This window comes from Cedecea sp. AS113, assembly GCF_037152415.1.
Taxonomy (GTDB): domain Bacteria; phylum Pseudomonadota; class Gammaproteobacteria; order Enterobacterales; family Enterobacteriaceae; genus Cedecea.
Genome location: NZ_JBBCMI010000004.1, coordinates 62,423 through 81,499 on the forward strand (window position 1 = coordinate 62,423; position 19,077 = coordinate 81,499).

The following is a 19,077-nucleotide window of genomic DNA, read 5'->3' on the forward strand; positions in this document are numbered from 1 at the left end:
GGATGCTTGAAAATAGGCGGCGCGCCCCTACGATGTGTGGGAGCGCAAAGAGCGTGTTTTTAACCGAGGTAAAAAGAAAATTATGATGCGTATCGGGCTTTTCCTGTTGACCAACCTTGCGGTAATGGTCGTTTTCGGGCTGGTGCTAAGCCTGACGGGGATCCAGTCGAGCAGCGTTCAGGGTCTGATGATCATGGCGGTGCTGTTTGGCTTTGGCGGCTCTTTTATTTCCCTGCTGATGTCAAAATGGATGGCATTGCGTTCAGTAGGCGGTGAGGTGATTGAGCAACCTCGTAATGAAACTGAGCACTGGTTGATGGAAACCGTGCGTCGGCAGTCACAGCAGGCGGGTATCGCCATGCCGCAGGTTGCGATTTACCATGCGCCAGACATCAATGCTTTCGCCACCGGAGCGCGCCGTGACGCCTCTCTGGTTGCGGTCAGCACAGGTCTGCTGCAAAACATGAGTCGTGACGAAGCGGAAGCGGTTATCGCGCATGAAATCAGCCACATCGCCAATGGCGATATGGTCACCATGACGCTGATTCAGGGTGTGGTGAACACCTTCGTTATCTTTATCTCCCGTATCATCGCTCAGGTCGCTTCCGGCTTCCTGTCCGGGAACCGTGATGACAACGAAAGCAGCAACGGCAACCCGCTGATTTACTTTGCGGTGGCGACGGTGCTTGAACTGGTGTTTGGCATTCTGGCAAGCATCATCACCATGTGGTTCTCACGCCATCGTGAATTCCATGCCGACGCGGGTTCCGCGAAGCTTGTGGGCCGCGAGAAGATGATTGCTGCGCTGCAGCGCCTGAAAACCAGCTACGAGCCGCAGGAAGCCAGCAGCATGATGGCGTTTTGCATCAACGGTAAGGCTAAGTCAATGAGCGAACTGTTCATGACGCACCCACCGCTGGACAAACGTATCGAAGCGCTGCGCAGCGGTGAATACCTGAAGTAACCGGAAGGTTGAAGTGAAAAGCGTGCCCACGTGGCACGCTTTTTTTATGCCTGAGCCCGAGGCTGGGACATTCGCAACCCGCTGACGACGGCGGCAATGGTGGCAAATATGCCTGCAAGAACCAGCGAGGCATGCGTCCCGCTGTTACCAAACAAGTTAAACATTAGCGCGACCAGTGCAGCCCCACAGCTTTGCCCGAGCAGGCGAGCTGTCCCCAGCATTCCGCTTGCCCCTCCGCTGCGATGGCGGGGCGCCGAGGAGATAATGGTGTGGTTATTCGGGGACTGGAAGAGGCCGAATCCTGCCCCACACAACACCATACGCCAGATAATATTCAGGTCGGACGGATCGTGCGGGAGCATGGCCAAAGCAAACAGGCCGCAGGCCATCACTAAAAGCCCTACGGCGCCCATCAGGCCGGCATGAACACGTTCGATAAGATAACCGGCCAGCGGGGCCATCACCATCGTTGCCAGCGGCCACGGCGTTAACAGCAGACCGGTTTCAACCTCACTGCGGCCCAGGACGGTTTGCAAGAAAAAGGGCAGTGAAACCAGCGCCAGCATTTGAGCGCCGAACGAACATATTGATGTGCCAATAGACAGCGAAAAAATCGGGATTCGCAGCAGGTCTACCGGCAGCAGAGGGAACGGTAAGCTAAGCTGGCGACGGATGAAGAAATAGCCAATCACGACAAGCGCAACCAGCTCACCGATAATGACTGACCCCGGCTGGCCCTGTGAAAAACCACCGATCGCTGAAATCAGCAGACCGAAGGTGAGGGCATTCATCACCGCACTCGGGATATCAAAACGCTGCCCCTGGGATTTTTGCTGATTTGGAGGTAAATAGCGCAGCGCCAGAATCAGCGAAACGATGCCAATCGGCACATTGATTAAAAACAGCCACTGCCAGGAGGCCACCGAAAGAATCGCGGCGGCAACGGTGGGACCTGCCGCGGAGGAGACGGCAACGATAAATGAATTGACCCCCATCCCACGACCAAGAAAACGTTGAGGATAAATGAGGCGTATCAAGGCGGTATTTACGCTCATCAGCGCCGCACCGCCAAAGCCTTGCAGTACGCGGGCAAAGGTGAGCATCGGCAATGAAGTTGAGACGGCACAAAACAGTGAGGTCAGGCAGAACAGGACCAGACCGCATTGATAGATACGGCGGTAGCCAAAAATATCGCCGAGAAACGAAAGCGACAGCAGCGAGACAATAATCGCTATTTGATAAGCGTTAACCACCCAAATAGATTCCGCCGGGCTGGCATTCAAATCGTGGGCAATGGTAGGCAGGGCAACGTTAGCAATAGCGCCGTCCAGCACGGCCATCATAATGCCGAGCGCGATGGTGAAAATGGCGCCATAACGCTGGGGCGTAGGCAAGCCGTCGGACACTGATTTATCCATACTTTGAAAAGGCTGTCTGAAGTCGTTAGGAGGGTAATGATTTTATCATTAATTAATCTCGCTGATGCCGCAGATTTGTAACGAATCAGCAGGCTTTGATTGCGACACTCACGGGGCATCAATATACTAAAAAGCAGTTCTGATTTTTATAAAACAATAACCCCCGAGGTGATGTATGGCACTCTCAGACTCCGACAAACAGCCCGATGCAGTCTCTTCCGTGCTGAAAGTTTTCGGCATCCTGCAGGCGCTTGGGGAAGAAAAAGAGATTGGGATAACCGAACTTTCTCAGCGCGTGATGATGTCCAAGAGTACCGTGTATCGCTTTTTGCAGACCATGAAGTCCCTGGGCTATGTCTCTCAGGAAGGCGAGTTAGAGAAATATGCGCTGACGCTGAAGCTTTTTGAGCTTGGCAGCCGCGCCCTGCAGAACGTTGATCTTGTCCGCAGTGCAGATATACAGATGCGAGAGCTCTCCCGCGGAACCAAAGAGGCGATTCACCTCGGGGCGCTGGACGACAGCAGTATTGTCTATATCCATAAAATTGACTCGCTCTATAATTTACGCATGTATTCCCGCGTAGGGCGTCGGAATCCTTTGTACAGCACAGCAATAGGCAAGGTTTTGCTGGCCTGGCGACCGCGCGAGGAGATTCTGGATATTCTCTCTGACGTAGAATATGTCCGCAGCACGGAACGCACTATTGTCAGTACTGAAGCGCTTCTCCCGGTGCTTGATCTGGTGCGTGAGCAGGGGTACGGCGAAGATAACGAAGAACAGGAAGAAGGCATTCGCTGCGTGGCGGTACCGGTGTTTGATCGTTTTGGTACTGTCATTGCGGGAATGAGTATTTCATTTCCAACGCTTCGCTATTCGGATGAGGGACTGTCTGAATACGTTAGTCTTCTTCATCAGGCTGCGCGTGCGCTGTCAGAGCAAATGGGCTATCACCACTCTCCTTTCTGATTTTGTTAAAGTGGGCCGCGCAGAACACGCGGCCCTTTAGATCTAACCATTATCAATCGGCGTGTCGACCTTACGCAGCAGTGGGCAGTTGGTCAGGCCAATAATTCCACTGTCGGTATGAATAAACTGTGCTGTCACGGTATTACGTGCCGTCAGGTACTTGCATTGCAATCCCAGTCCGGCCGCATTTTCTTTGCTGCCAATCAAAACGCCATAGCCTGAAAGCAACAGGCCAATCCAGATGATGGCAATAACAATGATGGTACGAATAATCGCTCGCATACTGACCTCAAACATCAATCCAATCCTGCATCAACCTTACTCTGAATAATTGACGTCACAATCTGATGATTCTGAAATGAAAAAGCAGGAAACGTTACTTATGGTTTAGTTGGTTAGTGTTAAATTAGCGAAATTCTATGGTCAAGAGGTGGCGATGTAGTGAGAAAGTACAGATGGGTGATCGTTCTGGTGATTGTTGTTACCTGCCTGCTGCTATGGACTCAAATGATAAATGTGATGTGCGACCAGGATGTGCAATTTTTCAGCGGCATTTGTACCATTAATAAATTTATCCCCTGGTAGTGATTTGTCTCTCTCTGCCTCAGGTGTAGAATGCGTTTTTTTTGAGGTGGTAAGATGAACGAACTGGGTGTTAGTGCTTTAAGTATCATGCCGCTGGCAATCTCGCTGGTGACGTTGATTCTCGGTCTTGTCCTGTGGTTTTTTGTCAATCGTTCCAGCAGCCGTGCAAACGAGCAGATTGCGCTGCTTGAAGAGCTGGTTGATTTACAGAAACGTCAAAATGCCCTGCTGCGTCGCCTGTGCGAAGCCAACGAACCCGAGCCGGAACACAAACCGACTGCGAAGGCTGAAGAAGAAAATGACGACGACTTTGTTCGTCTGGTAGCGGAACGCTAATCAGGCTGGAGGTGGGATGAGCTGGAAAAACCCCTGGTACAATCCGCAGTTATCCCACCATCTACCTGATGGGTTTTGTAACGCTGAGCCTGCAGTCCGGCAACCTGGCGACGTCCAAAGGTGGCGGCAGGAGCGCAAAGCGCAGAAGCTGCCGCATCCTCCCGGTGAAGGTTATTCCGCGTTTATTGAACGCTGGTGGCAACAGGCCGATCTGAGCGGCAGCGATGACCGCATATGGTGGCTGGGCCATGCCAGCCTGTTATTGCGGCTTAATGGTCATTTTTTGCTGACCGATCCGGTATTTTCCCGTCGAGCTTCCCCGGTTTCTTTTGCCGGTCCTGCCCGGCGAACCGAAGTCCCGCTCGACCTTAACCTGTTGCCTCGACTTGATGCGGTACTCATCTCCCATAACCACTACGACCATCTGGACAAAAAAACTGTCCGTCGCTTGATCAAGCGTTTTCCCGACGTGCATTTTTTTGTGCCCCTGGGCTTGAAAGCATGGTTCAGCCAGCGCGGCATTGAACAGGTAACAGAGCTGGACTGGTGGCAAAGCTTTAACTGGTGCGGCATGGTTTTCACCGCCGTGCCTGCCCGGCACTGGAGTATGCGAACGTTTTGGGATCGAAACCGTTCGCTCTGGTGCGGCTGGGTTGTGGAGCAGGGGAATTTGCGCTTCTGGTTCAGCGGTGATTCGGGTTATACCCCGTCTCTGGCGGAGATCGCAAAACGGCTGGGTCCATTTGACATGGCTGCATTGCCGATCGGGGCCTATGAGCCTCGCTGGTTTATGGGCGATCATCATATGGATCCGCAACAGGCGGTGACCTTATGGCAAGCAATCGGCAAGCCTGAGACAATTCCTATCCACTGGGGCGTATTTGAACTGGCCGATGAGTCTCTCGATAAACCACCGCAGGAATTGCTGGCGGCCCTGCGTGAGAAAGGGGAAAGCGATGATCTGTTTTCACCGCTGCGTATTGGTCAAAGTTTGCCCCTAACAAAAAATAAGAATTAATTATTATTGCCCGTGCAGAGAGCTTTATTTCTATTTGGCTAAATTAACGCCTGATAATCATGCTTTAAATTTCATCGAAACGTTTTTATTGCCTTATCCTGGTGCGCGGTGTCATTAAACTTTCATTATTTTGGTGCAGAATACGTGGCCTGTTGTACAGGCTTTATTCGGTGGACATAAAAAATACAGGGATGAAATCCGGGCATTGAACGCGATGACTGGCTTTAGGTTGATTTGTGCATAGGTATGCATAAAAAATCATAAAGATATATCCTTCAAAAAGGATTTTATTGTTCATGTGTCTGGACGAAAAGTGCACTTTACGCTAAGGTTCAGAAGTTGTCGGAATGTTGTTAAAACACAATCTGTTGCGACAATCTTGTGCAGTGAAAATATATATCAAAAAGCGCGGATTACTTTCCCAAAGTAATCGTGTAATTTTCTGAATCTGTGCGGCAGATCGACACATGCTTAAAAATGGCTTGCCATTGTTTACGTTGTGTGTGATAACACGTTGGGTTAAACGAGGTACAGTTCTGTTTATGTGTGGCATTTTCAGTAAAGAAGACCTGAGTAAACACGTTGTCGTTGAATACCGCTTCTCTGCCGAGCCTTATATTAGTGCCTCATGCAGTAATGTCTCTGTTTTATCTAAGTTATGCCTGCGGGCGAAGAATACAATCTAAGGAATTTGCAAAATGGCAAAGATTAAAGGTCAAGTTAAGTGGTTCAACGAGTCTAAAGGTTTTGGTTTCATTACTCCAGCAGACGGCAGCAAAGATGTATTCGTACACTTCTCTGCAATCCAGGGTAACGGCTTCAAAACTCTGGCTGAAGGCCAGAACGTTGAATTCGAAATCCAGGACGGCCAGAAAGGCCCTGCTGCAGTTAACGTGACTGCCATCTAATTCTTCTGGATTAGAGCTCAGGCGCGAATAACGCCGAATTGAGATAAAAGCCCCGTTTCGACGGGGCTTTTTCATTTCTGTCGCTAATCTACTGTTTTTCAAGCTATTAACAAATTGAATCATTTGTTGCCTCTTGTTGCAAAGCTGCGAAGGTTTTAGCACTGTTCTCCCGGCAAAATGTCTGGGATCTGGTTAAATCTTTCAATCGCTTAGGCTCCTCAAGGAATAGTTGTGAAGAAGGGTGTCCCCGTATTAACCGGTAATTTTATCCAGTGGCGTTTTGGGCTTCTGTGTGTGGCCATCACCGGGAGTTTGGTGTTCCTGCTCGGACGTATTGCCTGGCTGCAAATTATCTCCCCGGATAACCTGGTTAAACAGGAGGATATGCGTTCCCTGCGCGAGGAGCCGATTGAGGTGCCCCGTGGGATGATCGAAGATCGCAACGGAAAACCGCTAGCGGTCAGTGTGCCGGTCGAGGCTGTGTGGGCCGATCCGAAAACGGTTATGGAGAAGGGCGGCGTACTGGTTAACAGCCGCTGGCAGGCGCTGGCCTCGGCGCTGCACGTCCCTTTGAGCGAGATTGCCGCGCGTATTCACAGCAACGAGCGCGGCCGTTTTATCTACCTTGCGCGCCAGCTGGATCCCCAGCAGGCACAATACATCGACAAACTAAATATCCCTGGTATTGCGCTGCGCGATGAATCTCGCCGCTTTTATCCCGCAGGCCGGGTTGGGGCAAACCTGATCGGCTTCACCAACATTGACGATCAGGGCATTGAAGGGATCGAGAAAAGCTTTAACCAGCAGCTGACCGGTAAAGAAGGTGAGCGTCTGGTGCGTAAAGACCGTTACGGCCATGTTGTCGAGAATATTACTGAGAACCCTGCCAGCCCCGCGCATAATATCCAGCTCAGCATCGATGAACGGCTGCAAACTGTGACGGAAGATGCGCTCAGCAACGCCGTATCCTGGAACAAAGCCGAGTCAGGCGCCGCGGTGGTTATTGATGTGCAGACCGGTGAAGTTCTGGCGATGGCTAATTACCCGACTTTTAATCCGAACAACCGCGATGACGCAAAGCTCGATGATTTCCGTAACCGTGCGATAAGCGACACCTTCGAACCCGGTTCGACCGTAAAACCGATGGTGGTAATGACCGCGCTGCAGCAGGGAATTGTCCGGCCTGACAGCGTTATTGATACTCATCCATTTACACTGGACGGGCACCACATTCGTGACGTGGGGTATTACCCGCAGCTCACCCTGACAGGCGTGCTACAAAAATCGAGCGATACCGGCGTGTCCCGTCTTTCACTGGCGATGCCGATTCAGAATATTTGGGACACTTATCATAAATTTGGCTTTGGCGTCCCTACGGCAATCGGCCTGACGGGGGAAAGCCGCGGCCTGTTGCCGGTGCGCCAGCGCTGGGGAGAACTGGATCGCGCCACTTTCGCATTTGGCTATGGCCTGATGGTGACCCCGCTGCAGCTGGCTCATGTTTACGCCACGATCGGCAGCTTTGGTATTTCCCGTCCGCTGTCTATCACCCGCGTAGATCCGCCTGTGGAAGGGAAAAGGGTTATGCCTGAAGAAATCGTGCATGAAGTGGAACATATGATGGAGAGCGTGGCGCTGCCCGGCGGCGGGGGGGTTAAGGCAGCAGTTCATGGCTACCGTGTGGCAGTGAAAACGGGCACAGCCAAAAAGATCGGTCCTGATGGCAAATATATAGATCAGTACATTGCTTACACGGCTGGCGTGGCGCCGGCCAGTAATCCTCGCTATGCGCTGGTGGTGGTGATTAACGATCCTTCCAACGGGAAGTACTACGGCGGTGCGGTTTCTGCCCCTGTTTTCAGCCAAATCATGGGGGATGTTTTACGTCTGGAAAATATTGAGCCGGACGGGCTACCCGCCGGAGACAACAGCATTATGGTGCTGAACAAAATGGAGAATGACCGCGCCGCCATGTAGCGGTTTGGCAAAAGGGGCGCTAAAATTGCGCCCTTTGTTGTTTCCGGAGTTTTTTATGTCCTGGCTTTGCCCACTCTGCCATTCCGTGCTTAGCGCCAGCGCGAACAGCTATCGTTGCCCTCAGGGCCATCAATTTGATATTGCCAAAGAAGGCTACGTTAATTTGTTGCCCGTTCAGCATAAACGTTCGAAAGACCCGGGTGACAGCGCGGAAATGATGCAGGCTCGCCGGGCATTCCTCGACGCCGGACATTATCAGCCTCTACGCGATACCGTTTGCCAGCTGTTAAAAGAGATAGCGCCCTCGGCGCTATTGGATATTGGCTGTGGGGAAGGGTATTACACGGCGGGATTTGCATCGGTTGTGGCAGATAACGGGGGTGAAACCTGGGGGCTGGACGTTTCAAAAGTTGCGATTCGCTACGCCGCCAAACGCTACCGTGAAGTTAAATTTTGCGTAGCATCCAGCCACCGCCTGCCGTTTGCCGACGAGAGTATGGACTCGATTGTTCGCATTTTTGCACCCTGCAAGGGCGAAGAGCTTGCCCGGGTCGTGAAGCGTGGCGGCGTAATGGTGACAGCCACGCCTGGCCCACGCCATTTGATGCAGCTAAAAGGGCTGATTTATCAGGATATTGTCTTGCACAGTGAAGCGGTAGAATCTATGCCGGGCTTTACGCTGCAGCAGACGCTTCAGCCTGGCTGGATGATGAACCTGCGTGGGGATGAGGCTGCCGCTCTGCTGCAAATGACGCCGTTCGCCTGGCGCGCCCGCCCGGAAGTCTGGGACGGGCTGAAAACAGAAACGGCATTTAGCTGTGACACTGACTTTGTTGTGCGGGTCTGGCAGCGCGATTGATCAGTTAAAAGGGGCGAAGTGGCTGTACATGATCTGGCAGCCGATGCCTATCAGCACGATACCGCCGAGGATCTCGGCGCGTTTGCCTAACATAGGCCCGATAAAGCGGCCGACCATTATCCCCAGCGTGGACATAATCGCAGTAGCGCAGCCGATGGCTAGCGCAGTCTGAATAATATTGACCTGCAGGAAGGCAAGCCCAACGCCTACGGCCATTGCATCAAGACTGGTGGCAATCGCGGTGGTCACCAGCAGCCAAAAACCGTGGCGATGAATTTTAGGCGCATCTTCCTGAGCCGCCCCGCGGAAGCCTTCCAGCACCATACGCCCGCCGAGGAACACCAGCAGAATAAAGGCCACCCAATGGTTCCATTCCAGCACAACTTTGCTCGCCAGCAGGCCAAGGCCCCAGCCGATAAGCGGAGTAATGGCTTCAATGACGCCAAAGATCAAACCGGTACGGAGGGCTTCTGAGAATTTAGGTTTGTGCAGAGTGGCACCTTTGCCGATGGAAGCGGCGAAAGCGTCCATGGACATGCCGAAAGCAAGCAGGATTGTTGCGGAGAGATTCATCGTTACGCCTCAGTTGGGAATATCCATATACACGCAAACCATCCCCAACTTTACGATGGCGCGTGCCTATGGTCTCGCCTACTCAGAACTCTGAGGCGTACATGCCACGTTAATCTCAGGAGCGGATATAACGAGTATGTTGACATGTACATTTCTGCCTGTGGCAGAAATCGGCTACTCCCCAACGACGGGCGCAACCTTAACATATTTTTTTAATTTAAAACAATCTTTGAATTCTATTTTTCTGATCATTTATTGATAACGATTTTCGTTTTAATGAGACATGCAATGTAAAGGTTAAAATAAAGCCATATAAATCTTATGAAATAGCAAAGGCTATGTTTCAATTGATGAAAAATAGCCCACCAATATAGACATTGCTATATGTGTAACTTACTGAGTTGAAACCATTAGTTTGTAAATTCTTTCGAGGTCATCAATATTCTTTACGCGAATCAATAAGCGCCGCTGTTCTAATTGCATCACCAGCACGCCATCTTCCGATAAATTCATTTCTTTAATGCGGTTATATTCCACCCAAACATTGGCGAAGAAAAAACCATGACTTTTGAAGACGATCTTCGGTTGCCTGAACCAGGAAAGATAAATGGCCATTAGCGCCAGAGCAGATAATAACCATGTGGTTAGCGGGGTACCGTGCGAGGTCACGTTGTTATAGATAAGAATGCCGACAAGAAAGACAAAGATGGCGCTGTCCACGCGATTACGGCGAAGCAGGGGGATTTTGAGCAGGGTTTTGCCCTTTAGTTTGTCCATCACAAACTCATCGTAAACGGCAAAAGCCAGCAGCAACGCGATAAACACAACCAGCACGACATCCGTTAACGTCATGAAACCTCCCCTTAGAGATAAAAAAAACGGGGGCTGAATGCCCCCGTTTGTCAGAACAAATTACAGACCCAGCAGGCCAATAGCGTAACCCACAATGCCGATCACAAAGAAGCCCATAATGATCCACAGCGCGTTGACTTTTTTGCGTAGCAGCCACATACAGGCAAAGGTCAGCAGCAGCGGTACCAGGCCCGGCATCAGCTGGTCGAGGATCGTTTGCACGGTGGTCACTTTAACGGCCCCAGTCTGGTCGGTAATTTTTGACACCACCAGTGGGATGTTAACGTGCGTCCATTTGTTAACTAACGCCCCCATGACAAAGAGGCCGAGAATAGACGCCCCTTCCGTCAGTTTTTGCAGGAATCCGCCGCCCATATCCTTAACGATATCGACGCCTTTACGGTAGCCATAGGCCACGCCATAGTAGCGGGTCAGCAGGCGCACCGCGTTGAACAGAATAAAGAACAGCAGCGGGCCAAGCAGGCTACCGCTCATGGCGATACCGGCGCCCAGGGCAGCAAAGACCGGGCGGACGGTACCCCAGAAGATAGGGTCGCCTACGCCGGCCAGCGGCCCCATCAGGCCAACTTTGATGCCGTTAATCGCACCGTCATCAATTTCAGCGCCGTTAGCACGCTGCTCTTCCATTGCCAGCGTGACGCCAAGTACCGGGGCGGCAACGTAAGGGTGGGTGTTAAAGAATTCCAGATGGCGCTTGATAGCCTGGCGACGGGCGTCGTTGTTTTCCGGGTACAGGCGTTTGATAACCGGCACCATACAGAAGCAGAAGCCTAACGCCTGCATACGTTCGAAGTTCCATGAGCCCTGGAACAGGTTAGAACGCAGGAATACGCCACGGATATCACTCTGGGTGATTTTCTTCTCAGTCGTTAATTTAGTGGAATCAACCATTTCGCTCACCTGTTAGTCCAGTTCGTTATCAAGATCGTTCGCGGCAGCAGCCTGAGCCGGAGCACCCGCGCTACGGTTATATTTCGGGCTGAGCTGAATGTAGAGAATGGCCATCACTGCGCCAATCACGCCCAGTGCCACCAGGTTGAAGTTGGTGAACGCTGCGGTAACGAAACCGAGGTAGAAGAACGGCATCAGGTAGCCCGCGCGCATCATGTTGATGACCATCGCGTAACCGACCACCACAATCATGCCGCCGGCGATGTTCAGGCCGCTGGTTACCACTTCAGGAATGGCGTTCAGCATGTTCTGAACTTCACTGGTGCCTACGGAGATGGCGACGATAACCGCTGGAATAGCGATACGCATTGCCTGCAGGAACAGGGAAGAGACGTGGATCCAGGAAAGCGCCGTCAGGTTGCCGTTATTGGCCGCCTTATCCGCCGCGTGCTGGAAGCCCACGGTAATAGTACGCACGATAATGGTCAGCACCTGGCCCGCAGCCGCCAGTGGAATAGCCAGCGCGATACCGGCCCCGATGCTTTGGTGCCCGGCAATGACCAGAATGGTCGAGATAATTGAGGCGAGGGCGGCATCCGGGGCCACGGCGGCACCGATATTCATCCAGCCCAGGGCGATCATTTCCAGCGTACCGCCGATGATGATGCCGGTTTTCATGTCGCCGAGAACGGCACCGATTAACGTACAGGCGATAAGCGGACGGTGGAACTGAAATTCATCGAGCACCGACTCCATACCGGCGATACAGGCTACGACAAACACCAGCACAATCTGAAGAGTGGTAATCTCCATTGTACTTCTCCTATTGACGATGACTTATGTGTGAAATCTGAGCAATATTATTAGTGATGACAATCATTTAACTTTCGCGATCAGATCCATCATTTTCAGTTTTTGATCGGTAGACACTTTCCGCGCTTCAAGCTCAATACCGCGGTCGTTCAGTTTTTTGAAGGCCTCAATATCTTTCTCATCTACGGAAATGGCGTTGTTAACCTGGGTTTTGCCCTGGCGGAAAGCCATGCCGCCGATGTTGACGGAGGTGATTTTTACGCCACCCTCAACAATGCGCTCAACGTCGGTTGGGTTGGTGAACAGGAGCATGACGCGTTCACCCGCGTATTTGGGGTTGTTGTAAACGCGGATCATTTTTGCGACATCCACCACGTGGGCGGTGACGCCCGGCGGTGCGACCTGGGTCAGCAGCGTTTTGCGAACGGTGTCTGCCGCCACTTCATCACTGACGACGATAATGCGGGTAACGTTGGTTTCTTTCGTCCAGCGGGTGGCGACCTGGCCATGAATTAAACGGTCATCAATACGCGCGAGACCGATGTTCATGTAATCGTTTGGCCCCATCGGTTTGGCTGGCGCAGCGGCTTTCGGCGCGGCGGCAACGGGGGCCGGTGCGGCTTTTTCAATCGGCTTAGCTTTCAGCGCTTTCACGCCTTCGCGGCCCGTTTCAACGGCGTGGGCAACCAGATCGTCGAAGGTGGGATTGTCGTCCCGCGACATCAGGGTTTCGACCAGCATCGGGATATTAACCCCGGCGACCACTTCGTAATGTTCCTTATCCACAACGATACGGCTTGCCGCATTGAATGGACTGCCACCCCAGGTATCCACGAGGAATAGCACGCCTTTGCTGGTGTCCAGTTTCTCCAGCTGAGCGTTATATTTCTCGATCAGGGTTTCAGCATTTTCACCCGGGACGAAATCTATCCAGCCAACGTTCTCTTGTTCGCCTAATAGCATTTCGGCGGTTTTCAGCAATTGTTCCGCTGCCCAGCCATGTGTGCCTATGACAATAGCAATAGTCACTTGCTACCTCCTGTTTTTGTCATTACAACACCCCTCGAAGGGTGCGGTGGTGTATCGGGATCGTTTCAGCGAATCGATTCAGATAACACGTTCAAGAAAGAACAAACCATTTGCCGGAATTATTTTAGACAGTGAAAAAATAATTTATGTGATGAAGATCCGTAATTTAACGTTGCCGTGATTTCATGGCATTACGCTGTAAAATATGGTCAGCATAAGTTGCAAAAAAATTGCAAAGTCAGGTAAATCTTTGCCAAGCCCTGGTTTACTTTGATAATGTTAGCGTCCGATTCACTTTCAGGAGTAGCGGGCAGTAGCCCACCCTATGGACCGTCACCGACGTCTTTTCACTGCCGGGATGCCTAAATCCCACCCTCTCAGCGGCGTTTTATGCCCGCAAATACGATTAACCAGCCGCTTTGCGTCCGTAACCTACGGAATGCCGACTTGCTGTGCCCTTAACGGGAGTCTGACATGGAACTGTTAATGGACCCGCAAATCTGGGCCGGTTTACTCACGCTTGTTGTGCTGGAAATCGTACTGGGTATTGATAACCTGGTGTTTATCGCCATTCTTGCGGATAAGCTTCCGCCTAAGCAGCGGGATAAGGCTCGATTGATTGGCCTGTCGTTAGCGCTGATTATGCGCCTGGCACTGCTGTCGCTGATTTCGTGGCTGGTCACGCTAACTGCGCCGCTGTTCAGCATCGCGGATTTCACCTTCTCAGGCCGTGACCTGATTATGCTGGTGGGCGGTATCTTCCTGCTGTTTAAAGCGACCACGGAACTGCACGAACGCCTTGAAAACCGTCAGCATGATGACGGCCACGGTAAGGGCTATGCCAGCTTCTGGGTGGTGGTGCTGCAGATTGTGGTGCTGGATGCCGTCTTCTCGCTGGATGCGGTGATTACCGCCGTGGGGATGGTCAACCATCTGCCGGTGATGATGGCTGCGGTCATCATTGCGATGGGCGTCATGCTGCTTGCCTCCAAACCGCTAACCAACTTTGTTAACCAACACCCGACGGTGGTGGTGCTCTGCCTGAGCTTCCTGTTGATGATTGGTTTGAGTCTGGTGGCAGAAGGCTTTGGTTTCCACATTCCAAAAGGCTACCTGTACGCGGCCATTGGTTTCTCGATCATCATCGAGCTGTTTAACCAGATCGCGCGTCGTAACTTTATTCGTCATCAGTCGCGCCAGCCTCTGCGAGCGCGTACTGCCGATGCGATTCTGCGCATGATGAGTGGTAAGCGTCAGGAACGTGTACAAAGCAGCGAAGACAGCAAAGCCATGACGCCAATTGAGGCGGAATCCTTTGCGGAAGAAGAGCGCTATATGATTAACGGCGTGCTGACGCTGGCTTCGCGCTCATTGCGCAGCATTATGACACCGCGTGGTGAGATTTCGTGGGTTGATGCGATGAAGAGCGTGCCGGAGATCCGCGAACAGCTGCTTGCCTCTCCGCACAGTTTGTTCCCGGTGTGCCGGGGCGAACTGGATGAAATTATTGGCGTAGTACGAGCGAAAGAGCTGCTGGTTGCCCTGGACGAAGGCGTTGACGTGGCGGCGATTGCCGCGCAGTCACCGGCGATTGTTGTGCCGGAAACGCTGGACCCAATCAACCTGCTTGGCGTGCTGCGTCGTGCTCGCGGCAGCTTCGTTATCGTTAACAACGAATTTGGCGTGGTGCAGGGCCTGGTCACGCCGCTGGACGTGCTGGAAGCGATTGCCGGTGAATTCCCGGATGCGGATGAAACGCCTGAAATCGTTCGTGACGGTGACGGCTGGCTGGTGAAAGGCTCAACGGACCTGCATGCGCTGCAGCAGCGCCTGGACATCCATCGCCTGGTGCACAGCGAAGAAGATATTGCTTCTATCGCCGGCCTGGTGATTGCGGTGAATGGTCATATTCCTAAAGTCGGGGACGTGATCGAAGTCGCGCCGCTGCGTATTCAGATAGTCGAAGCCAACGATTATCGCGTCGATTTAGTTCGTGTGGAAAAAGAACGCTCTCCACACGAGGACGAAGAAGAGTAAGTCAGCGCATAGGGAAGGCCGGGATAGCCCGGTCTTCATGGCGAGGGGGCGGCGGCGTGTTGCCCTCGAGCCAGTGAGAGAAATCTCTCAGCGGCATAGGTTTGGCGTACAAAAAGCCCTGCAGCACATCGACACCGTTACGACGTAAATATTCTGCCTGCTCTTGCGTTTCCACCCCTTCAGCCACCAAATCGATCCCCAGCCTTTGCCCAAGGGCGATAATAATGTCCGTCACCGTCGAGTTCACCGCATCAGTCCCGATGGCGGCGGTGAAGGATTTATCGATTTTCAGCACATTGGGATTCAGCGTTTCAAGATAAGCCAGCGAGCTGTGGCCGGTGCCGAAATCATCAATAGCGAGGTCGATACCGAGCCTGTGTAGCTCCTGAACGACGCCGTGATCCATTGGGGGCAGGGCATTTCGTTCGGTGAGTTCTAGCGTCAACTTTTGCTTAGGCGTGGCCGGGAACCAATAACGTTTCAGGTCTCGAATAATTGCGCCGTCGTGGAAGTGGCTGGGGGCAACGTTAAGGCCGATATGAAACCCGGGCGTTTTGGGGAAGATCTCCAGGTGACGCACGGTTTCATCCAGCACAAAGCGCGTGAGTGGCGCAATTTGCTGCTGCTGTTCCGCGAGGGGGATAAACACTTCAGGCGAAATCCAGCCCTGTCTTGGGTTATTCCAGCGCAGCAGCAGCTCTACGCCAACGCACTCTAAGTTTCGGGCGCTGACCAGCGGCTGGCAGAAGACTTCAAATTCCCGGGCGGCGAGGCCGAGGTTGATCTCCCAGGAAAAGCTCATTCGGTTGGCGGTCGCAAGCCAGGCAATATAGCCCACCAGCAGGCTGAGTAATAAAGCCAGTGGAAGCTGGGCCGGTAAGTTTTGCAGCGTTAACTGGTCGGCAGAAGGGCCAATGGCAGTAATAGAATAAGGGTAAAGCTTAGATACTGTCTGTTTAGATACATCATCTCCGTTTGTTTCTATCTTCCCCAGCAGACCGGCACCGTATTCAAGATGATCGTCGCCGACGTTCAGTACCGCTCGCGTTACCCAGGGATGCTCCGGCTTAAGCAGTAGGCTGGTTAACATCTGAATATTAATAATCTGCATGACGCCATCGTGTGGCTGCCCCTGCAGCGGTCGCCAGAAAATCAGCACCGGTGTACCTTTTAACAATGAGCTGTCGCGGGATAAAAACAGCAGCGGCTCGTCTGAAGGCAGGCGAGTATGGAGCTGATGAATATCCACGTTGCGGCTGCCGTAAATACTGGAGCAGTACAGCACGCCATCTTTGATTAAACCAATGGCGCGTACCGTTTGCATTTTGGCGGCGTGTTCACGAATTTTTAATTGGGCGTCGTCGCAGGAGGTCCCGATAAGCTGCATAATATCGTCGCTGACCGTATTCAGCGGAGCGAGGAGAGTATCGAGTGTGGTAATGATTCGCTGATTAAACTGGACGACGCGTTGTTCGTTAAGATTTCGCTCCACCGCATATCTGACGCTAAGCGTAACGATTAAAACTAAAATGGCGAGTACAGCGCAGACAATAACTCGCCTGCGGCGATAGTCAGAAATAATCCGCTGTGCCGTTTGCATCCCTGTTTCCCTGTTTCTCGCCGCAAGCAATGAGGCGTAACGTTATCATCAAAGTGTAGCGGGATATCAGAGCGCGAAAAAAATAAAAAAAGATAAGATAAAAAAACACCGCATAAGCGGTGTTTTATATTATTCATGTCGCTGACGTCAGCTCTTACGAGGCGGAGTATTGGTCTCCTTTTTCCCTCTTATCTGGCAACCTATTCAGCCTTATTCCCGGCCTTGCTTCGATGGTCACCGCCAAAACCGGGGACATCTTCAGAAAATCGCGCAGTCCTCGCATCTCGCTCGTAGCCCTGTGATTCGCCCAGGACACCATACAGCTCAGGCCGACGGCCGTGAATCCACCTGCGGCCGGTAGACATCGGCAGCAACTCCAGATCGAGGTCGGCGTACACGATCGTATCCTCAAAGGAACCCGTTTCGGTAACGATCCTGCCGTAGGGATCAATAACCATGGCATTTCCTGTCCGAACCTCTCCGTTATCCAGGCCGACGCCATTACTGAACAGAATGAAAAAGCCATTATCATGCGCGCGAGAAGGTAGCCAGCGCATCAGCCAGCCCCGGCCGCTGTCCCCGCGCAAGGCTTCCTCCAGCGTTTGCGGGTCGTTATGTCTGTTTTCCCAGAGGCTGGGGGAAATAGGTTTCATGCCGAAGGGACTTCGCGAATGGGTTCCTCCAGTCTGGTGTGGAGCGATAAGAACATCGGCGCCCAACAAGGCCGTAATGCGCGCATTTTCCACGAGATTATTATCCCAGCAGATAAGCACCCCGACACGCACTCCCCACGGCGTGTCAAAAACAGTAAAACTGTTGCCGGAGGAAATATCAGGGTGTTCAAACGCGTGGAGCTTCCTGTGCACATGCCGCGTGCCATCCGGCATGCAGATGGCGTAGGCATTATACAGGCGTTCGTCGCTGCTCTTTTCAATGAACCCGGCGCCAATAGCCATCTGGTATTTTTCTGCAAGTGCGGCGACCCGGGCTAATGATGCGCTCTCGTCAGCCCGCTCAGACAACGCATTCAGCGCCTGGCGGCTGAGATCCGGCACATGCCAGTATCCGGTAATGCACATTTCAGGGAAGGCCAGAATCTTTACCTCCTCCTGGGCGGCCTGAATAATAAATTTCTCCATCACCGATAAATTGTACTGTTTATCTCCCGCCCGGTGGCAGAACTGCACTGTGGCAGTACGAATATGGGTATCCATTTTTCATCCTTATTTAACGATTCGGAGGCTATTCCATCAGAGAGCACGTTCGCGTGTATAATCACGATTTCGCCCCATACGATAACCAGACGGAATGGATATAAAACTGCTGCGCGCTTTCGTTACCCTCTCACAGTCAGGGTCGTATCATTCAGCCGCTGAAACACTGTGCGTCACGCAACCTGCACTGACCAAACAGATCCAGACGCTGGAGTTTCTTTCCGGCATCACGCTATTTCAGCGAGGTCGCCACGGGGCAAGGCTGACCGTGGCAGGAGAGCTGCTGCTCCCGGGCGCTGCTGCGGTACTCGAACGCCACGATCTTTTCTGTTCCGAAGTGGCCGATATTCAGAAAGGGCGGGCGGGGAAACTGACCATGGGCTTTGGGATCTCGTCCTTCCAGTTGGCCCCTCGGCAGGTGGCCGTTTTTCGCAGCCAGTTTCCGGATGTGCAGGTATCCCTGAATGATATGTCCTCTGCAGAACAGTTTCGGCAGCTAATGGAGGGCAGTCTTCAGGTTGGGTTTGTGCGATTGCCTGCGCCTGCACAGCTGGAAAGTCGAATCCTGGCGGAAGAGCGGCTGGTTCTTGCCGTGATTCAGGCGCCTAATGCGGAAACAGCTGCGGCAACAGAGTTGCTGCAAATGAGCCAACTGCTGCAGCTATCCCGCAATCGGGGAGAAGGGCTGTCGGCACAGGCAGCGCGTTTTCTCTCAGGCAATAATCTCGCTCCCCGCACCGTTTCAGCGGCAGATGATATTCAGACTTTGCTGGCGCTGGTTGCCGCCGGAGAGGGCGTGGCATTACTGCCGGCGGGGGTAAGCCATATTCTGCCAGCCGGAGTCAGGCTTGTGGCACTTGAAGGTGAACATACCACCTGGCAAACGGGCATAGCCTGGAATGCTCAGTTAAACGATCCTGTGCGAGATCGCTTCCTGCAGATAGTGACCGGCTAATTGAATTTTAGATATTGAATGTCGGGGAAAGAACAAGCGGATGCTCAGTAAAACGATGTG

The 19,077-nt window shown here is 52.5% G+C and carries 20 protein-coding genes and 1 riboswitch; of the genes, 11 read left to right on the forward strand and 9 right to left on the reverse strand.

Annotated features, from left to right (window positions below; all coding sequences use genetic code 11):
* The first annotated feature begins 82 nt into the window (after positions 1–82).
* Positions 83–964, forward strand: a complete 882-nt coding sequence (gene htpX / locus WFN87_RS06135; protein ID WP_008454007.1) for a protease HtpX — start codon at positions 83–85, stop codon at positions 962–964.
* A gap of 44 nt (positions 965–1,008) precedes the next feature.
* On the opposite strand, the gene WFN87_RS06140 is transcribed toward htpX, so the two are convergent.
* Positions 1,009–2,382: an MFS transporter gene (locus WFN87_RS06140; protein ID WP_336982373.1), complete on the reverse strand. Its 1,374-nt coding sequence runs from the start codon at positions 2,380–2,382 to the stop codon at positions 1,009–1,011.
* A 175-nt stretch (positions 2,383–2,557) separates the two neighbouring features.
* Between WFN87_RS06140 and kdgR the strand changes: the two genes are divergently transcribed.
* A complete protein-coding gene (kdgR, locus tag WFN87_RS06145) occupies positions 2,558–3,349 on the forward strand; it encodes a DNA-binding transcriptional regulator KdgR (protein WP_336982372.1) in 792 nt (263 codons plus the stop codon).
* Positions 3,350–3,391: 42 nt separating this feature from the next.
* Here the strand turns inward: kdgR and WFN87_RS06150 are convergent, their stop codons facing one another.
* Positions 3,392–3,631, reverse strand: a complete 240-nt coding sequence (locus WFN87_RS06150) for a YobH family protein (RefSeq protein ID WP_008454013.1) — start codon at positions 3,629–3,631, stop codon at positions 3,392–3,394.
* 159 nt (positions 3,632–3,790) lie between these two features.
* Between WFN87_RS06150 and mgrB the strand changes: the two genes are divergently transcribed.
* The 7 genes from mgrB (at position 3,791) to rlmA (ending at position 9,032) form a co-directional block, all read left to right on the forward strand.
* Complete coding sequence (gene mgrB, locus WFN87_RS06155) at positions 3,791–3,934, forward strand: PhoP/PhoQ regulator MgrB (RefSeq protein WP_008454016.1); 144 nt, start codon at positions 3,791–3,793, stop codon at positions 3,932–3,934.
* Positions 3,935–3,988: 54 nt separating this feature from the next.
* Positions 3,989–4,270, forward strand: coding sequence for a YebO family protein (locus tag WFN87_RS06160; protein WP_336982371.1), 282 nt, complete (start codon positions 3,989–3,991; stop codon positions 4,268–4,270).
* Positions 4,271–4,286: 16 nt separating this feature from the next.
* Positions 4,287–5,288 carry an MBL fold metallo-hydrolase gene (locus tag WFN87_RS06165; RefSeq protein ID WP_336982370.1) on the forward strand — a complete coding sequence of 334 codons (1,002 nt, stop codon included), beginning with the start codon at positions 4,287–4,289 and terminating at the stop codon, positions 5,286–5,288.
* Positions 5,289–5,830: 542 nt separating this feature from the next.
* The gene (locus WFN87_RS06170) at positions 5,831–5,974 is read left to right on the forward strand and encodes a DUF2627 domain-containing protein (RefSeq protein ID WP_008454022.1); all 144 of its coding nucleotides are present in this window, start codon (positions 5,831–5,833) and stop codon (positions 5,972–5,974) included.
* 12 nt (positions 5,975–5,986) lie between these two features.
* Positions 5,987–6,196: a transcription antiterminator/RNA stability regulator CspE gene (gene cspE, locus WFN87_RS06175; RefSeq protein ID WP_001062678.1), complete on the forward strand. Its 210-nt coding sequence runs from the start codon at positions 5,987–5,989 to the stop codon at positions 6,194–6,196.
* A gap of 231 nt (positions 6,197–6,427) precedes the next feature.
* Complete coding sequence (gene ftsI / locus WFN87_RS06180) at positions 6,428–8,173, forward strand: peptidoglycan glycosyltransferase FtsI (protein ID WP_008454025.1); 1,746 nt, start codon at positions 6,428–6,430, stop codon at positions 8,171–8,173.
* A 55-nt stretch (positions 8,174–8,228) separates the two neighbouring features.
* The gene (rlmA, locus tag WFN87_RS06185) at positions 8,229–9,032 is read left to right on the forward strand and encodes a 23S rRNA (guanine(745)-N(1))-methyltransferase (RefSeq protein ID WP_336982369.1); all 804 of its coding nucleotides are present in this window, start codon (positions 8,229–8,231) and stop codon (positions 9,030–9,032) included.
* Here the strand turns inward: rlmA and mntP are convergent, their stop codons facing one another.
* From mntP to manX, 5 genes are all read right to left on the reverse strand, one after another.
* Positions 9,033–9,605 (reverse strand): manganese efflux pump MntP, encoded by a 573-nt coding sequence (mntP, locus tag WFN87_RS06190; RefSeq protein ID WP_008454030.1) that lies wholly within the window; start codon positions 9,603–9,605, stop codon positions 9,033–9,035. It lies immediately after the preceding gene.
* A 6-nt stretch (positions 9,606–9,611) separates the two neighbouring features.
* A riboswitch (yybP-ykoY riboswitch) is annotated at positions 9,612–9,800 on the reverse strand.
* 198 nt (positions 9,801–9,998) lie between these two features.
* Complete coding sequence (locus WFN87_RS06195; protein WP_336708175.1) at positions 9,999–10,457, reverse strand: DUF986 family protein; 459 nt, start codon at positions 10,455–10,457, stop codon at positions 9,999–10,001.
* Positions 10,458–10,517: 60 nt separating this feature from the next.
* A complete protein-coding gene (locus WFN87_RS06200; protein WP_008454033.1) occupies positions 10,518–11,369 on the reverse strand; it encodes a PTS mannose transporter subunit IID in 852 nt (283 codons plus the stop codon).
* A gap of 12 nt (positions 11,370–11,381) precedes the next feature.
* Complete coding sequence (locus WFN87_RS06205; protein WP_008454035.1) at positions 11,382–12,182, reverse strand: PTS mannose/fructose/sorbose transporter subunit IIC; 801 nt, start codon at positions 12,180–12,182, stop codon at positions 11,382–11,384.
* Between the two features lie 63 nt (positions 12,183–12,245).
* Positions 12,246–13,211, reverse strand: a complete 966-nt coding sequence (manX, locus tag WFN87_RS06210; protein WP_008454037.1) for a PTS mannose transporter subunit IIAB — start codon at positions 13,209–13,211, stop codon at positions 12,246–12,248.
* 474 nt (positions 13,212–13,685) lie between these two features.
* On the opposite strand from manX, the gene yoaE reads away from it, so the two are divergent.
* Entirely contained in the window at positions 13,686–15,248 is a 1,563-nt protein-coding gene (yoaE, locus tag WFN87_RS06215) for a CNNM family cation transport protein YoaE (RefSeq protein WP_008454039.1), read from the forward strand.
* A 1-nt stretch (position 15,249) separates the two neighbouring features.
* On the opposite strand, the gene WFN87_RS06220 is transcribed toward yoaE, so the two are convergent.
* Both WFN87_RS06220 and WFN87_RS06225 read right to left on the reverse strand, forming a co-directional pair.
* Complete coding sequence (locus WFN87_RS06220; protein WP_336982368.1) at positions 15,250–16,848, reverse strand: EAL domain-containing protein; 1,599 nt, start codon at positions 16,846–16,848, stop codon at positions 15,250–15,252.
* Between the two features lie 200 nt (positions 16,849–17,048).
* On the reverse strand, positions 17,049–18,062 hold the full coding sequence (locus WFN87_RS06225) for a nitrilase family protein (protein WP_336982367.1): 1,014 nt from the start codon (positions 18,060–18,062) through the stop codon (positions 17,049–17,051).
* A 94-nt stretch (positions 18,063–18,156) separates the two neighbouring features.
* On the opposite strand from WFN87_RS06225, the gene WFN87_RS06230 reads away from it, so the two are divergent.
* Positions 18,157–19,017, forward strand: a complete 861-nt coding sequence (locus tag WFN87_RS06230) for a LysR family transcriptional regulator (protein ID WP_336982366.1) — start codon at positions 18,157–18,159, stop codon at positions 19,015–19,017.
* Positions 19,018–19,077: the final 60 nt, after the last annotated feature.

Bases quoted from the DNA above. Each gene is read 5' to 3' on its own strand.
- kdgR (WP_336982372.1), top strand. From the start codon at position 2,558: ATGGCACTCTCAGACTCCGACAAACAGCCCGATGCAGTCTCTTCCGTG.
- rlmA (WP_336982369.1), top strand. From the start codon at position 8,229: ATGTCCTGGCTTTGCCCACTCTGCCATTCCGTGCTTAGCGCCAGCGCG.
- mntP (WP_008454030.1), bottom strand. From the start codon at position 9,605: ATGAATCTCTCCGCAACAATCCTGCTTGCTTTCGGCATGTCCATGGAC.
- WFN87_RS06150 (WP_008454013.1), bottom strand. From the start codon at position 3,631: ATGCGAGCGATTATTCGTACCATCATTGTTATTGCCATCATCTGGATT.
- WFN87_RS06220 (WP_336982368.1), bottom strand. From the start codon at position 16,848: ATGCAAACGGCACAGCGGATTATTTCTGACTATCGCCGCAGGCGAGTT.
- WFN87_RS06140 (WP_336982373.1), bottom strand. From the start codon at position 2,382: ATGGATAAATCAGTGTCCGACGGCTTGCCTACGCCCCAGCGTTATGGC.
- htpX (WP_008454007.1), top strand. From the start codon at position 83: ATGATGCGTATCGGGCTTTTCCTGTTGACCAACCTTGCGGTAATGGTC.
- WFN87_RS06170 (WP_008454022.1), top strand. From the start codon at position 5,831: ATGTGTGGCATTTTCAGTAAAGAAGACCTGAGTAAACACGTTGTCGTT.
- WFN87_RS06225 (WP_336982367.1), bottom strand. From the start codon at position 18,062: ATGGATACCCATATTCGTACTGCCACAGTGCAGTTCTGCCACCGGGCG.
- WFN87_RS06230 (WP_336982366.1), top strand. From the start codon at position 18,157: ATGGATATAAAACTGCTGCGCGCTTTCGTTACCCTCTCACAGTCAGGG.
- yoaE (WP_008454039.1), top strand. From the start codon at position 13,686: ATGGAACTGTTAATGGACCCGCAAATCTGGGCCGGTTTACTCACGCTT.
- WFN87_RS06195 (WP_336708175.1), bottom strand. From the start codon at position 10,457: ATGACGTTAACGGATGTCGTGCTGGTTGTGTTTATCGCGTTGCTGCTG.
- WFN87_RS06205 (WP_008454035.1), bottom strand. From the start codon at position 12,182: ATGGAGATTACCACTCTTCAGATTGTGCTGGTGTTTGTCGTAGCCTGT.
- cspE (WP_001062678.1), top strand. From the start codon at position 5,987: ATGGCAAAGATTAAAGGTCAAGTTAAGTGGTTCAACGAGTCTAAAGGT.
- WFN87_RS06160 (WP_336982371.1), top strand. From the start codon at position 3,989: ATGAACGAACTGGGTGTTAGTGCTTTAAGTATCATGCCGCTGGCAATC.
- WFN87_RS06165 (WP_336982370.1), top strand. From the start codon at position 4,287: ATGAGCTGGAAAAACCCCTGGTACAATCCGCAGTTATCCCACCATCTA.
- WFN87_RS06200 (WP_008454033.1), bottom strand. From the start codon at position 11,369: ATGGTTGATTCCACTAAATTAACGACTGAGAAGAAAATCACCCAGAGT.